The sequence below is a fragment of the Paenirhodobacter sp. YD-8 genome, from assembly GCF_056590935.1.
Map to the genome: position 1 here is coordinate 2,079,181 of NZ_CM152649.1, position 14,369 is coordinate 2,093,549.

Below are 14,369 nucleotides of genomic sequence, written 5' to 3' on the forward strand. Positions count from 1 at the left end.
CGGTCAGCTCTCCTTGGGGGCGACAGGCAGGGAAATCCGGAACACGGTCTTTCCGGGAACGGAATCGACGGAGATCCAGCCGTCGTGTTCCGAGATGATCTTCGACACCAGCGCAAGGCCCAGTCCGGTGCCGTTCTCGCGGCCGGAGACGAAGGGTTCAAAGATCGACGAGGCGATGTCGGGCGGGATGCCCGGGCCGTCGTCGACGATCTCGATCTGCAGGGGCAAGGCCTGCCCCTGCCCGTCCGCGCGCCGCAGACGCAGCGAATGTTCGTAGAAGGTGTGCAGCCGGATCGTGCCGGGCTGGCCCTTCGAGGCCTCTGCCGCATTTTTCAGAAGATTCAGGAAAACCTGGGTCAACTGGTCGGCATCGCCGAGCGTCGGCGGCAGCGAGGGGTCGTAATCCTCGACGATGGTCATGTGCGCGCCAAAGCCGACCAGCGCCGATTTTCGCGCCCGGTCAAGCACGTCATGGATGTTGACGGGCTTCTTCTCGGGCGGGCGGACATTGCCGAACTGCTCGACCTGTTCGAGCAGCTTCACGATGCGCCGGGTCTCGTCGACGATCAGGTCGGTCAGTTCCAGATCGTCGCCGGTGAGGTTCATGCTGAGCAGCTGCGCCGCCCCGGCGATGCCGGCGAGCGGGTTCTTGATCTCGTGCGCCAGCATCTCGGCCATGCCGATCGCCGAACGCGCCGCCGATTTCACCAGACTCGCCCGGCCGAGCCGGTCGGCAAGTTCGCGCGGCGAGATCAGGAACAGGATCGTCGCCGCATCCTCGCCCAGCGGGGCCGCCTGCAGGTTGCACTGCACCGGCGCCTTCTCGCCCGTCGTCACCTCGACGTCGTTGACGAAGAGCGCCGAGCGGTTCTTGCGGACGCGGGCAAAGATTTCCTCGAGCGGCGCCGAGATCGCCAGCCGCTCGAGCACCGACTGCCCCTTCAGCATCCGCGCCGAGATGTTGAGGAACAGCTCGGCCGCCGGGTTGACCTCGATCATCCGGTCGTCCGCGCCGATCAGAAGCGCCGGGATCGGCAGCGAGCTCCAGATGATGCCGGGTGCGGGAAGGGTCATGCCGCCATCCTTTCGCCGAAAGCCGCGCGGATCAGGGCAAGCGTCGCCGCCGGGGTTTGCGAGACCATCATCTCGGCGCGCAAGGGCGCGCCCGCGGCCTCGGCGTACCAGCCGAGGTGCTTGCGGGCGAGCCGCAGCCCGACCTCGATGCCATAGAAGGAGAGGATCGCCTCGTAATGCTCGGCCACCAGCGCGGCGAGCGCATCGCCCGTGGGGATCCGCGGTTCGGGCGTGCCGAAGAGCGCCGCGCCGATCTCGGCCAGCGCCCAGGGCCTTCCCTGCGCGCCACGCCCGACCATCACCCCGGCCGCGCCGCTTTCCGCCAGCGCGCGCCGCGCCGAGGCCGCGTCGACGATGTCGCCATTCGCGATCACCGGCACCGAGACCGCCTGCACCACCGGCCGGATCGCCGCCCAGTCGGCCGCGCCCTTGTAGAACTGCATCCGGGTGCGGCCATGGATGACGATCATCCGCACGCCGGCCGCCTCGGCGCGCCGGGCGATCTCGGGCGCGTTCAGGCAATCGGTATCCCAGCCAAGCCGCATCTTCAGCGTCACCGGCACGTCGACCGCGCCGGTCACCGCCTCGATCAGGCCGAGCGCGTGATCGGGGTCGCGCATCAGCGCCGCGCCGGAATAGCCGCCCGTCACCTTCTTCGCCGGGCAGCCCATGTTGATGTCGATGATCTTCGCGCCCATGTCGGCGACGACCTTCGCCGCCTCGGCCATCGCGCCAGCCTCGCGCCCGGCAAGCTGCACCGAGGAGGCCATGTCGAGGCCAAGCTCGCTGCGCGCCTTCGCCCGCACCGAGGGCTTGGCGGTCAGCATCTCGCCCGAGGCCACCATTTCGGAGACCACAAGCCCCGCGCCGAAACGCGCCACGATCCGCCGGAACGGCAGATCGGTGATACCGGCCATGGGTGCAAGCAGCACCGGGGGCTCCAGCCGGAAAGTGTCGAGCGTGAGGGTCACTTGGCATTCCAGATTGTTGCTGCACCTGAGGTAGCGGCTGAGCTCGGGAATCACAATTGAAACGCGCCAGTTTCGGCGAGAAAAATCAGCACTTGCATTAATTTTGTGCGAAACTCGAGGCGGTCCGGCCAAAGGTTACCGCTCACAGCCGGATTCGCCCGGTTTTGCGGCCGATTGCACAGGGCGCGGGCTTGGCCTAAGCCTTTCGCCGGAACCGGAGGAGATCGGATGACGGTTGCGGTGATCATCGTGGCGGCGGGACGTGGCAGCCGCGCCGGCGGGGGCGAGCCGAAACAGTGGCGCGACCTGGCGGGCGTGCCGGTGCTGGCGCGCACCGTTGCGGCCTTTCGCGGCGTCGGCCGCATCACCGTGGTGCTGCACCCCGACGACATGGTGCGCGGCATCGCGCTGTTCGGCGGCTCGGTGACGCTGGTCGCAGGTGGCGCGACGCGCGACGCCTCGGTGCGGGCGGCGCTCGAGAGTCTCACGGGCAGCGGCGTCGAGAAGGTGCTGATCCACGACGGCGCGCGCCCGCTGGTGCCGCGTGCGGTGATCGCGGGGGTGCTCACGGCGCTCGACACTGCGCCGGCTGCCGCGCCGGCGCTTGCCGTCACCGATGCGCTCTGGCGCGGCACCGAGGGCCGGGTCAGCGGCACCGAGAGCCGCGAGGGCCTCTATCGCGCGCAGACGCCGCAGGGCTTCCGCTTCGCGCAGATCCTTGCCGCGCATCGCGCCCATCCGGGCGGCGCCGCCGATGACGTCGAGGTCGCCCGCGCTGCGGGTCTGACGGTGGACATCACCCCCGGCTCGGAAGACAATCTGAAGATCACCTTTGCCGAGGATTTCGCCCGCGCGCGCGCGATCCTCGCCGCACGAAAGGACAGAGGCATGGATGTGAGAACGGGCAACGGCTATGACGTGCACGCCTTTTGCGAGGGTGACGGCGTCATCCTGTGCGGGGTGAAGGTGCCGCACACGAAGGCGCTTCTGGGCCATTCGGATGCCGATGTCGGCATGCACGCGCTGACCGATGCGATCTATGGCGCGCTGGCCGAAGGCGACATCGGCCGCCACTTCCCGCCCTCCGATCCGCAGTGGAAGGGCGCGGCGAGCGAGATCTTCCTCGCCCATGCCGCGAAGCTCGCCACCGAGAAGGGCTATCGGATCTCGAACGTCGATGTGACGATCGTGTGCGAGCGGCCGAAGGTCGGCCCGCATGCGGCGGCGATGATGGCCGAGCTTGCCCGCATCCTCGGGATCTCGCCGAACCGGGTCTCGGTCAAGGCGACCACCTCGGAACGGCTCGGCTTCACCGGTCGCGAGGAAGGTATCGCCGCCCTCGCCACCGCCACCCTGATCGGAGACTGACCATGACGCTGCGTGCGATCACCACTTTCGGTTTCGTGGGCCTGCTGCGCCCGGCCCCGGGCACCTGGGGCTCGCTTGTCGCCGTGGCCCTTGGCTGGGCGATCGAGCATTGGCTCGGCTTCATCCCGCTGGTGATTGCCACCGTGGCGGTCACACTCCTCGGCTTCTGGGCGGTCAATGCCGCGCTGAAGCCGGGCGAGGACCCGTCCGAGGTGGTGATCGACGAGGTCGCGGGGCAATGGCTGGCGCTTCTCTTTCCCGCCATGGGGTTCTGGCTGCGTGACGTGCCGATGGTCTGGCCCGGCCCGGTCGCGGCCTTCCTGCTGTTCCGCCTGTTCGACATCTGGAAACCCGGCCCCGTCGGCACCGCTGACCGCCGCAACGACCCGGCGGGCGTGATGCTGGACGACCTGATCGCGGGCGTCTTCGCGGGCATCGTCACGGTGATCCTGGCCGGGCTCTATCACGGGGTGATGATGCGATGACGCCCGCCGAGATCCTTGCCGCGGCCCGCGCGAAGGGGCTGCGCATCGCCACCGCCGAAAGCTGCACCGGCGGCATGGTCGCCGCGGCGCTGACCGACATTCCTGGCAGCTCCGACGTGTTCGAGCGCGGCTTCGTCACCTATTCGAACCTCGCCAAGGAACAGATGATCGCGGTGCGGGCCGAGACGCTTGCCGCCCATGGCGCGGTCTCCGAGGAGGTCGCGCGCGAGATGGCCGAGGGCGCGCTTGGCCATTCCGCCACCGATCTCGCGGTCTCGATCACCGGCATCGCTGGCCCCGGCGGGTCCGAGTTCAAGCCCGAGGGGCGGGTCTGCTTCGGCCTGGCCGGCACGGGGCGCGCAACCGTCACCGAAACCGTCGAGTTCGGCGCCCTTGGCCGTGACCGGGTGCGCCTTGCCGCCCGCGATCATGCGCTCGCACTGCTGGCGCGGGCGCTGGCCTAGGCGAGCGGGCCGTAGAGCGCCACGGCGCGATCCTCGAACGCCTTGACGATCTTGCGCATCGCCTGATCGAAGACGACGCCGATCACGCCTTGCAGGATCGCGTTCTTGAACTCGAAATCGACGAAGAAGTCGACATTGCAGCCGCCCTCGTCGCGGTCGGTGAACTGCCACCAGCTCTTCAGATACTTGAACGGCCCGTCGAGATATTCGGTATCGACCCGCAGCCGCGCCGGAAACAGCGTCACGCGCGAGCCGAAGCGTTCGCGGAACACCTTGAACGAGATCACCAGATCGGCCTCGAGCACCTCGGAGCCGGGCTCCTCGCCCGGGCGGCGCGCGCGGATCCGCGCCGCCGAGTTCCAGGGCAGGAACTGCGGGTATTTCGCCACATCGGCAACGAGGTCATACATCTGCCGCGCCGAATAGGGCATGACGCGCTTTTCGGAATGTGTCGGCATCTGCTCCTGTCCGTGCGCCGTTCCCTTCGCCCCCTTGTTGCGATAAACCGGCAGGGAAATGCAAGGCCCCCCGGGCCGGTTCAGGAGAACAGGATGACGCAGCGCACCGCCGATGGTCGCACCTACGAGATCGACCAGATGATTTCCGCCAAGCGCATCGCCGCGCGGGTCGAGGCGCTTGGCGCCGAAATCTCGGAAAGCTTCCGGGGCACCGACCGGCTCGTGGTGGTGGGGCTGCTGCGCGGGTCCTTCGTCTTCATCGCCGACCTGATCCGCGAGATCGACCTGCCCTGCGAGGTCGATTTCCTCGAGGCGTCCTCTTACGGTAACGACACCACCTCGACCCGCGAGGTCCGCATCCTGAAGGATCTGCGCGGCAGCATCGGCGGGCGCGACGTGCTGGTGGTCGAGGATATCGTCGACACCGGCCACACGATTTCGAAGGTGATGGACATCCTGCGCGACCGCCACCCGCGGCGGATCGAATGCTGTGCGATGCTCGACAAGCCCTCGCGCCGCGAGGTCGACGTGCATGCGACCTGGACCGGCTTCGAGATCCCCGATGAATTCGTCGTGGGCTACGGGCTCGACTTCGCGCAGACGCACCGCAACCTGCCCTTCATCGGCACCGTGCGCTTCACCGGCGAGGCGGCAAAGTGAACCCGCTGTGGTTCATCCGCATGGCGAAATGGGCGCGTCGGCCGCCCTCGATGACTCAGGTCAAGATCGCGGGCACGGTGCTCGCGATCGCTGTGGCAATCGTCATCGTCGACAAGCTCGGCTTCTGGCCGGACTGGGCGCGGCTGGACCGCGCCCCCCGTCCCTGATCACTCGTTCTCGCCCGCGAGCAACGGCGAGATCTGCTCGTCGAGCACCTTTTTCGTGATCGGCCCGGCATAGCGCAGCAGCACCGTGCCCTCGCCATCGATCACGAAGGTCTCGGGCACGCCCGCGACGCCCCAGTCGAGCCCCATGGTGTTCTTCGGATCGGCCCCGATCTTCGCGAAGGGATCGCCAAGCTCGGCCAGGAATGACAGCGCCTGTGCGGGCTTGTCCTTCCAGTTCACGCCATAGATCTCGACCCCGTCCTCGGCCATCGCCTTCAGCGTCGGATGCTCGACCCGGCACGGCGCGCACCACGAGGCCCAGAAGTTGACCAGCTTGATCTTGCCGTCGCGCAGATCGGCATCAGTGAACATCTGCGCCTCGCCAAGCGCCACGGTCTCGACCGGCGGGGCGGCCTTGCCGATCAGCGCCGAGGGCAGTGCCGTCGGATCGGTGCGGTTCATCCCCCACAGGAACAGCCCCGCCAGTGCCGCGAAGGCGACCGGGGGCAGCAGGACAAGCGGCTTAACCATTCTTTCGCATCCGTTCTTCCTGGCGCGCCAGCGCCTGTTTCACTTTCGCGCCCTTCCACAGCGAGAGCGCGACAAGCCCCGCCAGAAGCCCCACGGTGGTGACATAGGAGCCGAGCACCGTGATCGCGTATTTCCCGAGTTCCGGCATCATGCCATGCGCTCCCTCTGCTCGAGCGCCTTGAGCCGGCGCAGGCGGATCTCGGTGCGGGTGCGCAAAAGCACCAGCGCGACGAAGAACAGGATGAAGCCCGCGATGCACAGCAGCAGCGGGAACCAGTAGACATCCGAGATGTGCTGCGCCGAATCCATGCTCAGCGTCGCGCCCTGATGCAGACCCTGGTTCCAGAACAGCACCGCATAGCGGCTGAGCAGCGCGAAGACCGAGCCGACAAGGCACAGCACGCCGGTGAGGTCGGCCGCGGTGTCCGGGTTGTCGATCGCCTCCCACAGCGCTATGTAGCCCAGGTAGAACAGGAACAGGATCAGGAACGAGGTCAGCCGCGGGTCCCACTCCCACCAGGTGCCCCACATCGGCTGGCCCCAGATCGCCCCGGTGATGAGCGCGATCAGCGTCATCACCATGCCGATCGGTGCCGCGGCCTTGGCCGCCAGCGCCGAGACGTGGTGGCGACGGATGAGCCAGATCAGCGAGGTGACGAGCATCATCACCCAGATGTTGATCGCCATCATCGCGGCCGGGACGTGGACGTAGATCACCTTCACCGTCGAGCCGAAATTGTCGGCGTCCGGGGTCAGGAAGAAGCCCCAGATCAGCCCACCCAGCAGGCAGGCCGCCGCCAGGCCCGTCACCCAGGGCAGGACGAGCGACGAGGTCTTCATGAACTTGACGGGGTTCGCGTATTCCCAGATCGACATGGGGTCTGGCTACCTTCCTGTTCTTTCGCGCTCAACTCACTATCGCGTATGGTCCGACATTCGATGCGACGCCTTGCCGCGCGTCAAGCCTGCCGCAGGTTCACCCGGATCGCCGCGGCCGAGGCGAAGGGCACAAGGGCGATGGTCGCCGCGGTGATCCCCGCGAGCATCAGAAGCGGCACCCGCACCTCCGCCCCCTCGGCGCCGCGCCGCACGAGTTCCGCCCCGAAGATCAGCGTCGGCACGTAGAGCGGCAGCACCAGCAGCGACAGCAGCAGCCCGCCGCGCTTCAGCCCCACCGTCAGCGCCGCGCCAAAGGTGCCCAGCACCGAGAGCGCCGGCGTGCCCAGAAGCAGCGACAGCACCAGCCACAGATAGGCCGGCGCGGGCAGATGCAGCAGCACGCCGAAGACCGGCGCCGCCAGCACCAGGGGCAGCCCGGTGGTGATCCAATGCGCCGCGGCCTTCATCGACACCGCGCCCTCGAGCGGGATCGGCGCGGTCACCAGCAGATCGAGCGTGCCGTCCTCGTAATCGAGCGCGAAGATCCGGTCGAGCGAGAGCAGGCAGGCAAGCAGCGCACCAAGCCACAGCACGCCCGAGGCGATGCGGGCGAGCACCCCGCCCTCGGGCCCGACGCCGAAGGGGACAAGCGTCACCACGATCAGGAAGAAGGCAAGGCCGAGGCCGAAGCCGCCGCCCGCCCGCACCGCGAGGCGCAGGTCGCGAAGAAGCAGCGCGATCATGCCCGGCCTCCGTTTCGGCACAGAGCTCGGACGCGCCGCGGGGAGTATTCGGGCCAAGAAAAAACGGGGGGCCTTTTCCCGGGCCCAAATACTCCGGCCGGAGGCGTCCGGCAGATGTCACAGGTGCCGCAGCGGCTCATCCGAAAGCCTCGTCGAAGCTGCCGCGGAAACCGCCCAGTTCGGGCGGGCGCGCCTTGAAGGGGGCGAGGTCGAGCACCTCGGCCTCGGGGATGCCGAGGTCGATATGGGTGGCCATCAGCGCCGCGCCGCCGGTGGCGAGATGCGCCCGCACCGCCGCCCCGAAGAGCGCGACAGAGGCCGCATCGAGCGAGACGGTGGGTTCGTCGAGCACCCAGATCGGGCGGCCGGTGACCAGCAGGCGGGCGAGCCCAAGCCGGCGCTTCTGTCCGGCCGACAGGCTGTGCGCCGCCCGGTCGGCCAGCGCGCGCAGGTTCATCTGCTCGATCGCCGGGGCGATGTCGGGCGTCGCGTAGACATCGGCCCAGAAGCGCAGGTTCTCGCGCACGCTCAGCATCGCCTTCAGCCCGTCGGCATGGCCCGCATAGGCCATCGTCTCGGCCGGCATCGAGACGGTGCCGGCAAGTGCCGGCTGCAGCCCGGCAAGCGTGCGCAGGAGCGTCGTCTTGCCGATCCCGTTCGGGCCGCGCAACACCAGCGCACGGCCGGCGTCGAGGGTGAAGCTCACCCCCTCGAGCACCGGCAGCCCGCCGCGTGTCACGCTCAGATTGTCGACGCTCAGCATGGTCATGGCAGAGCCTTAACCGATCCGGCCGGGCCGGGAAAGCGTCACGGCGTCTCCCCCGGCATCGGCAGCAGCGCGGCGGCAACGCGCCGCCCCTCGCTCAGCAGCACGTTGTAGGTGCGCGCGGCGGACGGCGTGGACATGCCCTCGCACATCACCCCGGCCGCCTCGAGCACGGCAACGAAGGGTTTCGGCAGATAGGCGATCTGCGCTCCGGTGCCGACGAACAGCACGTCGACCTGCCCCGCGAGCGCCTCGAGCGGTGCGAGGTCGTCATAGCCGCCCCAGGGGCCCGCCGCCTCGGCCCGCACCAGCAACCCGCCGCGATGCACCACCCCCGCGACCCGGAAGAAGCCCGGGCCATAGGAATCGACCGGCAGAGAGGCGCCGAATTCGGCCTCAGTGATCGGCATTCGCCGCCCCCTCGGTGAAGAACTTGTCCGACGGATCGCCCGGTTTCTTGTTCCGGTCGAGGCCGATGAACAACACGATGTTCTTCGCCACATAGACCGAGGAATAGGTCCCGACCACCACGCCCCAGGTCATTGCGAAGACGAAGTTGCGGATCACATCGCCGCCCAGCACGAGAAGCGAGATCAGCGCGATCAGCGTGGTGCCCGAAGTCATCACCGTGCGCGACAGCGTCTCGTTGACCGAGATGTTCATCACGTCCTTCAGCGGCATCGTCTTGTACTTGACCAGGTTCTCGCGCAGCCGGTCGAAGACGACCACGGTGTCGTTGATCGAATAGCCGAGGATGGTCAGCAGCGCCGCGATGATCGTCAGGTCGAACTTCATCTGGAACAGCGCGAAGAGCCCGACGGTCAGTGCCACGTCATGGACAAGCGCGGCGAGCGCGCCGATCGAATATTGCCACTCGAAACGGACCCAGACATAGACGACGATCGCCGCGGTGGCGGCAAGGACCGACCAGACCGCGGTCCAGATCAGCTCGCCCGAGACCTTGGGGCCGACGGATTCGGTCGACACGAAGGTCACCGCCGGGTCGACCGTCTTCAGCGCCGCCTCGATGGTGCCGATCGTCTCGGGGGTGATCGCCTCGGTGTCGCCCTGCGCCTGGATGCGGATCATCGCCACATGCTGGTCGGCGCGGAAGTTCGGGTCGAAGACCTCGGTGATCGCCACGTCGCCAAGCCCGAGCGGTGCCATCGCCTTGCGATAGGCGCCGACATCGAGGGTCTGCGTCGATTCCGTGCGGATCGTGGTGCCGCCGCGGAAGTCGATGCCGAAGTTCAGCCCCATCACGATCGGCAGGATGATCGAGATCACCACCGCCACCGCCGAGGCGCCGAAGGTCAGCCAGGCGTGCTTGAAGAAGTCGAACGTCGTGTGTTCGGGAACGAGTTTGAGCCGGAATGCCATGGCGTTCCCTCCTTAGAGCACGATCGTCTTCGGGCGGCGCCGGCTGTACCAGGCGCTCACCATCAGACGGGTGACATAGATGGCGGTGAAGACCGAGGTCAGGATGCCGATGATCAGCGTCACGGCAAAGCCGCGCACCGGGCCGGCGCCCAGCACGAACAGGATCACCCCGGTGATGAAGGTGGTCACGTTCGCGTCGACGATCGCCGACATCGCCTTCTCGAAGCCGAGCTCGATCGCCCGGGCCGGCCCCTTGGCGGTGCGCAGCTCCTCGCGGATGCGCTCGAAGATCAGCACGTTGGCGTCGACCGCGGTGCCCATGGTCAGCACGATGCCGGCGATGCCGGGCAGCGTCAGCGTCGAGCCGATCATCGACATGATGCCGAAGATGAGGCCGATGTTCACCACCAGCGCGACCGAGGCGAAGACACCGAAGAGCCCATAGGAGGCGATGATCAGCGCCACCACGGCGACGAAACCGACGGCCGCGGCCACGCGGCCCGCGGCGATCGAGTCGGCGCCGAGCTCGGGCCCGATCGTGCGTTCCTCGAGGAAGGTCATGCCGGCCGGCAGCGCGCCCGCGCGCAGCAGCAGCGCAAGGTCGGTCGCCTCCTGCGAGGTGAAGCGGCCGGTGATGATCCCCGAGCCGCCGGCGATATGGCTCTGGATCACCGGCGCCGAGATCACCTTGCCGTCCAGAACGATGGCGAAGGGCTCGCCGATATGGTTCTGGGTGAAGTCGCCGAAGGCGCGCGCGCCGGTCGGGTTGAAGCGGAAGCCGACGGCGGGATAGCCGTTCTGGTCGGTTTCGGGGCGGGCATCGGTCAGCTCGTCGCCCGAGACCACCGGCACCTGGTCGAGGATGTAATAGATCCCCTGGGTGTTGGCGTCGGGCAGGATCACGTTGCCCGAGCCCGCGGGCTGGTCGGGGTTCGAGCTGCGCCCGACGACCTGGTGGAAGGTCAGCTTCGCGGTAGTGCCGATCAGCGATTTCAGCTCGGCGGCCGAGCCGATGCCGGGCACCTCGATCAGGATCCGGTCCGAGCCCTGGCGCATGATCGTGGGTTCACGGGTGCCGGCGGCGTCGACGCGGCGGCGCACGATCTCGAGCGACTGCTGCATCGTGCGGTCATCGGTCGCGGCCTGCTCGGCCTCGCTCAGCCGGATGGTGAGCGTGTCGCCCTGCCCGGTCACCTCGATGTCGCTCTGCCCGACGCCGGTCAGGGTGACGACCGGGGTGGCGAGAGCCTTCACCGCGGCGACCGCGGCCGCGATCTGGTCGGCATTGCCGATCTGGATGCGCAGCTCGCCGTCCGGCGAGGCGACGCGGCGGATCGAGCCGATGGTCGCGCGCTCGGCCGAAAGCGCCTTGCGCGCCTCGGGCCAGAGCGCATCCATCCGCGCCTTGTAGACTTCGGAGAGATGGACCTCGGCAAGGAGGTGCGCGCCGCCGCGCAGATCGAGCCCGAGATTGACGAGCCCCGAGGGCAGCCAGTCGGGCCAGGCGGCTTTCGCCTCGGCCTGCGCGTCGCTCAGCGCACCGCTGCGCTCGAGCGTGCGAACGGCGTCGTTGTGCCCCTCGACGCGACTGTAGAAAAGGTTCGGCGCCGCCATGCCCAGCCCGATCACGCACAGGCCGATGATGACGACACGCTTCCAGAGCGGGATCTGCAGCATGACGGCGATGGTCCTTATTCGGCGCTGGCGGCCGGTTCGGTCTTGGTGAGCACCTGGGTGACGGTCGCCTTCACGACGCGCACCTTGACGCCCGGCGCGATCTCGACCTCGAGCTCGCCATCCTCGCGCACATGGGTCACCTTGCCGATGATGCCGCCCTGGGTGACGACCTGGTCACCGCGACGCAGCGCCTCGACCATCGAGCGGTGTTCCTTCACCTTCTTCTGCTGCGGACGGATCAGCAGGAAATACATGATCACGAAGATCAGGACGAGCGGCAGGAACTGGCCGAAAGCGGCAATGCCCGACGGGGCGGCGCCACCGGCGGCCTGGGCGAAGGCGGGGGAGATGAACATGGTCTGGTCCTTTCGTTCGGGCCTTGGGCACGCCTTCCGCGCACCCGGTTTTCGGCGCGCACCCTAGCCGCCGCCCCCCGCAATGGCAAGGCGCGACGGCCCGTCCCGCCGCCTGCTCACGGTCACGTCAGAGCGCGGTGTCCAGGCACAGAGAGAGGGGGCGCCGCCCCCTCGGCGCGTGCCGCGCCTCACCCCCGAGGTATTTTTGCCAAGATGAAAGCAGCGGCCGCGGGGTCTTGCGGATTTCTCCTTGCCGAAAACACCTCGGGGTGAATTTGCGCCGCCGCGCAAGGAGGGGCGGCGCCCCTCCCTGCCCCGGTCTCAGCCGACCGGCAGCGCGCGTTCGACGAGCCGCGCGAAGAAGCTCGCGCCGATCGGCGCCGCCGCGTCGTTGAAGTCATAGGCGGGGTGGTGCAGCCCGGCCCCGGGCCCGGTGCCAAGGAAGAGATAGGCGCCCGGTCGCGCAGCGAGCATATAGGCGAAATCCTCCGCCCCCATGTCGCGCTCGGCCTCGGCCTCGACGGCGGCCGCGCCCGAGACCTCGGCCGCGACATCGGCGGCGAAGCGCGCCTTCTCGGCATCGTTCACCGTCGGCGGATAGCCGCGTTCATAGGTGATCTCGGCGCGCACGCCATAGGCCTCGGCCTGACCCGCGACGATGGCGCGGAAGCGGTCCTCGAGCAGGTCGCGCACGGCGGGCGAGAAGGAGCGGATCGTCGCCGCGAACCAGCCGCTTTCGGGGATGATGTTGTTCGCCGTGCCGACGTGGATCTCGGTCACCGAGACCACTGCCTGTTCGAGCGCCGCGACATTGCGGCTGACGATCGTCTGCAGCGCGCCGACCATGCCGGCGATGGCGACGACCGGATCGGCGCAGACCTGCGGCGTCGCGCCATGGCCGCCGCGGCCGGTGACGGTGACCCAGGCGGTATCGACCGCCGCCATCAGCGGCCCGGGCGTGGTCTGGAAATGGCCGAGCGGCAGGTTCGGTGCGTTGTGGATGCCATAGATCTGGGTGATGCCGAAGCGCTCCATCACGCCCTCGCGCACCATCACCTCGCCGCCGCCGCCCTCTTCCTCGGCGGGCTGGAAGAGCAGCACGACGGAGCCGGCGAAATTGCGCGTCTCGCTGAGGTAGCGCGCCGCGCCCAGCAGCATCGTTGTGTGCCCGTCATGGCCGCAGGCGTGCATCCGGCCGGGGTGTTCGGAGGCATAGTCCTTGCCGGTGATCTCCTCGATCGGCAGCGCGTCCATGTCGGCGCGCAGCCCGATCGCGGGGCCTGGCATGCGGCCGCGGATCACCGCGACGATGCCCGAGCGCGCCACGCCCTCGTGGATCTCGTCGACGCCGAAGCTGCGCAGCTTCGCCGCGACGAAGGCCGAGGTCTTGGGCAGGTCGAATTCGAGCTCGGGGTGGCGGTGCAGCCAGTGCCGCCACTCGGCCATCTCCGGGGCAAGGGCGGCGATGCGGTTGATGACGGGCATGGTGGACTCTGATCTCCGGGAAGGGATACTGACCTAGATGATCCTTTCAGGAGGCAAGGGCAATGGCGAAACCGGATGATCCGATGCTGTTCGACGAGACGGGCGATGCGGGGGCGCAGATGCGCCGGCTGGCGGCGATCATGGACTGCCTGCGCGACCCGGAGACCGGCTGCCCCTGGGATCTAGAGCAGGATTTCGCCTCGATCGTGCCCTATACCATCGAGGAGGCGCATGAGGTCGCCGACGCGATCGAGCGCGGCGCCTGGGACGAGCTGGAAAGCGAGCTGGGCGACCTTGCGTTGCAGGTGGTGTTTCACGCCCGGATGGCGGCCGAGAAGGACCTGTTCGACCTCGCGGGCGTCTTGCGCGCGATCAACGCCAAGATGATCTCGCGCCATCCGCATGTCTTCGGCGACGAGAGCCGTGACAAGTCGGCGGCCGAGCAGACCGTCGACTGGGAGAAGATCAAGGCCGCCGAGCGCGCGGGCCGGGCCGAGCGGGGCGTTCTGGACGGTGTGGCGCTTGGCCTGCCGGCGCTGAGCCGGGCGCTGAAGCTGCAGAACCGGGCGGCGCGGGTGGGATTCGACTGGCCCTCGACCGCCGAGGTGATCGACAAGATCGCCGAGGAGGCGCGCGAGCTGAACGAGGCGCGCGACAGCCTCGGCCCCGAGGAGATCGCCGAGGAATATGGCGATCTGCTCTTCGTGATGGTGAACCTCGGCCGGCATCTGGGGCTTGACCCCGAGGCCTGTCTGCGCGCCGCGAACGGGAAATTCACCCGTCGGTTCAACTATATCGAGGACGAACTGAGAGCGCGCGGCAAGGCCCCGGCGGAGAGTGATCTGGCCGAGATGGATGCGCTTTGGAATGCGGCGAAGGCGCGCGGCGTGAAGTGAGGCGTGGGG

At 68.3% G+C, this 14,369-nt stretch carries 19 protein-coding genes; 6 read left to right on the forward strand and 13 right to left on the reverse strand.

What is annotated here, in order from left to right:
- Positions 1-3: 3 nt before the first annotated feature.
- A complete protein-coding gene (locus AC0QTQ_RS10040) occupies positions 4-1,074 on the reverse strand; it encodes a two-component system sensor histidine kinase NtrB (RefSeq protein ID WP_480256450.1) in 1,071 nt (356 codons plus the stop codon).
- Positions 1,071-1,991 (reverse strand): tRNA dihydrouridine synthase DusB, encoded by a 921-nt coding sequence (dusB, locus tag AC0QTQ_RS10045; RefSeq protein WP_480259218.1) that lies wholly within the window; start codon positions 1,989-1,991, stop codon positions 1,071-1,073. The genes AC0QTQ_RS10040 and dusB overlap by 4 nt, the downstream gene beginning before the upstream one ends.
- A 282-nt stretch (positions 1,992-2,273) precedes the next feature.
- Between dusB and AC0QTQ_RS10050 the strand changes: the two genes are divergently transcribed.
- From AC0QTQ_RS10050 to AC0QTQ_RS10060, 3 genes are read left to right on the forward strand one after another with little or no spacing between them, the layout of a single operon-like run.
- Positions 2,274-3,413 (forward strand): bifunctional 2-C-methyl-D-erythritol 4-phosphate cytidylyltransferase/2-C-methyl-D-erythritol 2,4-cyclodiphosphate synthase, encoded by a 1,140-nt coding sequence (locus tag AC0QTQ_RS10050; protein WP_480256451.1) that lies wholly within the window; start codon positions 2,274-2,276, stop codon positions 3,411-3,413.
- 2 nt (positions 3,414-3,415) lie between these two features.
- A complete protein-coding gene (locus AC0QTQ_RS10055; protein WP_121532472.1) occupies positions 3,416-3,898 on the forward strand; it encodes a phosphatidylglycerophosphatase A family protein in 483 nt (160 codons plus the stop codon).
- Positions 3,895-4,362 (forward strand): CinA family protein, encoded by a 468-nt coding sequence (locus tag AC0QTQ_RS10060; RefSeq protein WP_480256452.1) that lies wholly within the window; start codon positions 3,895-3,897, stop codon positions 4,360-4,362. Before AC0QTQ_RS10055 ends, AC0QTQ_RS10060 begins: the two co-directional genes overlap by 4 nt.
- On the opposite strand, the gene AC0QTQ_RS10065 is transcribed toward AC0QTQ_RS10060, so the two are convergent.
- Positions 4,359-4,820: a type II toxin-antitoxin system RatA family toxin gene (locus AC0QTQ_RS10065; protein ID WP_480256453.1), complete on the reverse strand. Its 462-nt coding sequence runs from the start codon at positions 4,818-4,820 to the stop codon at positions 4,359-4,361. The genes AC0QTQ_RS10060 and AC0QTQ_RS10065 overlap by 4 nt on opposite strands.
- 93 nt (positions 4,821-4,913) lie before the next feature.
- On the opposite strand from AC0QTQ_RS10065, the gene hpt reads away from it, so the two are divergent.
- Together hpt and AC0QTQ_RS10075 are read left to right on the forward strand one after the other, a co-directional pair.
- Complete coding sequence (hpt, locus tag AC0QTQ_RS10070) at positions 4,914-5,480, forward strand: hypoxanthine phosphoribosyltransferase (protein ID WP_121532478.1); 567 nt, start codon at positions 4,914-4,916, stop codon at positions 5,478-5,480.
- Positions 5,477-5,647 (forward strand): hypothetical protein, encoded by a 171-nt coding sequence (locus AC0QTQ_RS10075; RefSeq protein WP_183077482.1) that lies wholly within the window; start codon positions 5,477-5,479, stop codon positions 5,645-5,647. Before hpt ends, AC0QTQ_RS10075 begins: the two co-directional genes overlap by 4 nt.
- Here AC0QTQ_RS10075 and AC0QTQ_RS10080 read toward each other — a convergent pair whose 3' ends face one another.
- The 10 genes from AC0QTQ_RS10080 to AC0QTQ_RS10125 all read right to left on the reverse strand — a co-directional run bounded on the left by AC0QTQ_RS10080 (position 5,648) and on the right by AC0QTQ_RS10125 (position 13,464).
- Positions 5,648-6,178, reverse strand: coding sequence for a DsbE family thiol:disulfide interchange protein (locus tag AC0QTQ_RS10080; RefSeq protein ID WP_480256454.1), 531 nt, complete (start codon positions 6,176-6,178; stop codon positions 5,648-5,650). It abuts the gene before it with no gap.
- Positions 6,171-6,329, reverse strand: coding sequence for a heme exporter protein CcmD (ccmD, locus tag AC0QTQ_RS10085; protein ID WP_480256455.1), 159 nt, complete (start codon positions 6,327-6,329; stop codon positions 6,171-6,173). Before ccmD ends, AC0QTQ_RS10080 begins: the two co-directional genes overlap by 8 nt.
- A complete protein-coding gene (locus AC0QTQ_RS10090; RefSeq protein WP_480256456.1) occupies positions 6,326-7,054 on the reverse strand; it encodes a heme ABC transporter permease in 729 nt (242 codons plus the stop codon). The genes ccmD and AC0QTQ_RS10090 overlap by 4 nt, the downstream gene beginning before the upstream one ends.
- Positions 7,055-7,137: 83 nt before the next feature.
- Positions 7,138-7,800: a heme exporter protein CcmB gene (gene ccmB / locus AC0QTQ_RS10095; RefSeq protein ID WP_480256457.1), complete on the reverse strand. Its 663-nt coding sequence runs from the start codon at positions 7,798-7,800 to the stop codon at positions 7,138-7,140.
- Between the two features lie 136 nt (positions 7,801-7,936).
- On the reverse strand, positions 7,937-8,569 hold the full coding sequence (gene ccmA / locus AC0QTQ_RS10100; RefSeq protein ID WP_480256458.1) for a heme ABC exporter ATP-binding protein CcmA: 633 nt from the start codon (positions 8,567-8,569) through the stop codon (positions 7,937-7,939).
- Positions 8,570-8,607: 38 nt separating this feature from the next.
- Positions 8,608-8,976, reverse strand: coding sequence for an Mth938-like domain-containing protein (locus AC0QTQ_RS10105; protein ID WP_121532488.1), 369 nt, complete (start codon positions 8,974-8,976; stop codon positions 8,608-8,610).
- On the reverse strand, positions 8,963-9,946 hold the full coding sequence (gene secF, locus AC0QTQ_RS10110; protein WP_480256459.1) for a protein translocase subunit SecF: 984 nt from the start codon (positions 9,944-9,946) through the stop codon (positions 8,963-8,965). The genes AC0QTQ_RS10105 and secF overlap by 14 nt, the downstream gene beginning before the upstream one ends.
- A 12-nt stretch (positions 9,947-9,958) precedes the next feature.
- Complete coding sequence (secD, locus tag AC0QTQ_RS10115; protein WP_480256460.1) at positions 9,959-11,623, reverse strand: protein translocase subunit SecD; 1,665 nt, start codon at positions 11,621-11,623, stop codon at positions 9,959-9,961.
- 14 nt (positions 11,624-11,637) lie between these two features.
- Complete coding sequence (yajC, locus tag AC0QTQ_RS10120) at positions 11,638-11,979, reverse strand: preprotein translocase subunit YajC (protein WP_121532494.1); 342 nt, start codon at positions 11,977-11,979, stop codon at positions 11,638-11,640.
- Positions 11,980-12,300: 321 nt separating this feature from the next.
- Positions 12,301-13,464 (reverse strand): M20 aminoacylase family protein, encoded by a 1,164-nt coding sequence (locus AC0QTQ_RS10125; RefSeq protein ID WP_480256461.1) that lies wholly within the window; start codon positions 13,462-13,464, stop codon positions 12,301-12,303.
- Between the two features lie 83 nt (positions 13,465-13,547).
- Here AC0QTQ_RS10125 and mazG point away from each other — a divergent pair, with 83 nt between their 5' ends.
- Positions 13,548-14,360, forward strand: a complete 813-nt coding sequence (gene mazG, locus AC0QTQ_RS10130; protein ID WP_480259219.1) for a nucleoside triphosphate pyrophosphohydrolase — start codon at positions 13,548-13,550, stop codon at positions 14,358-14,360.
- Positions 14,361-14,369 lie beyond the last annotated feature (9 nt).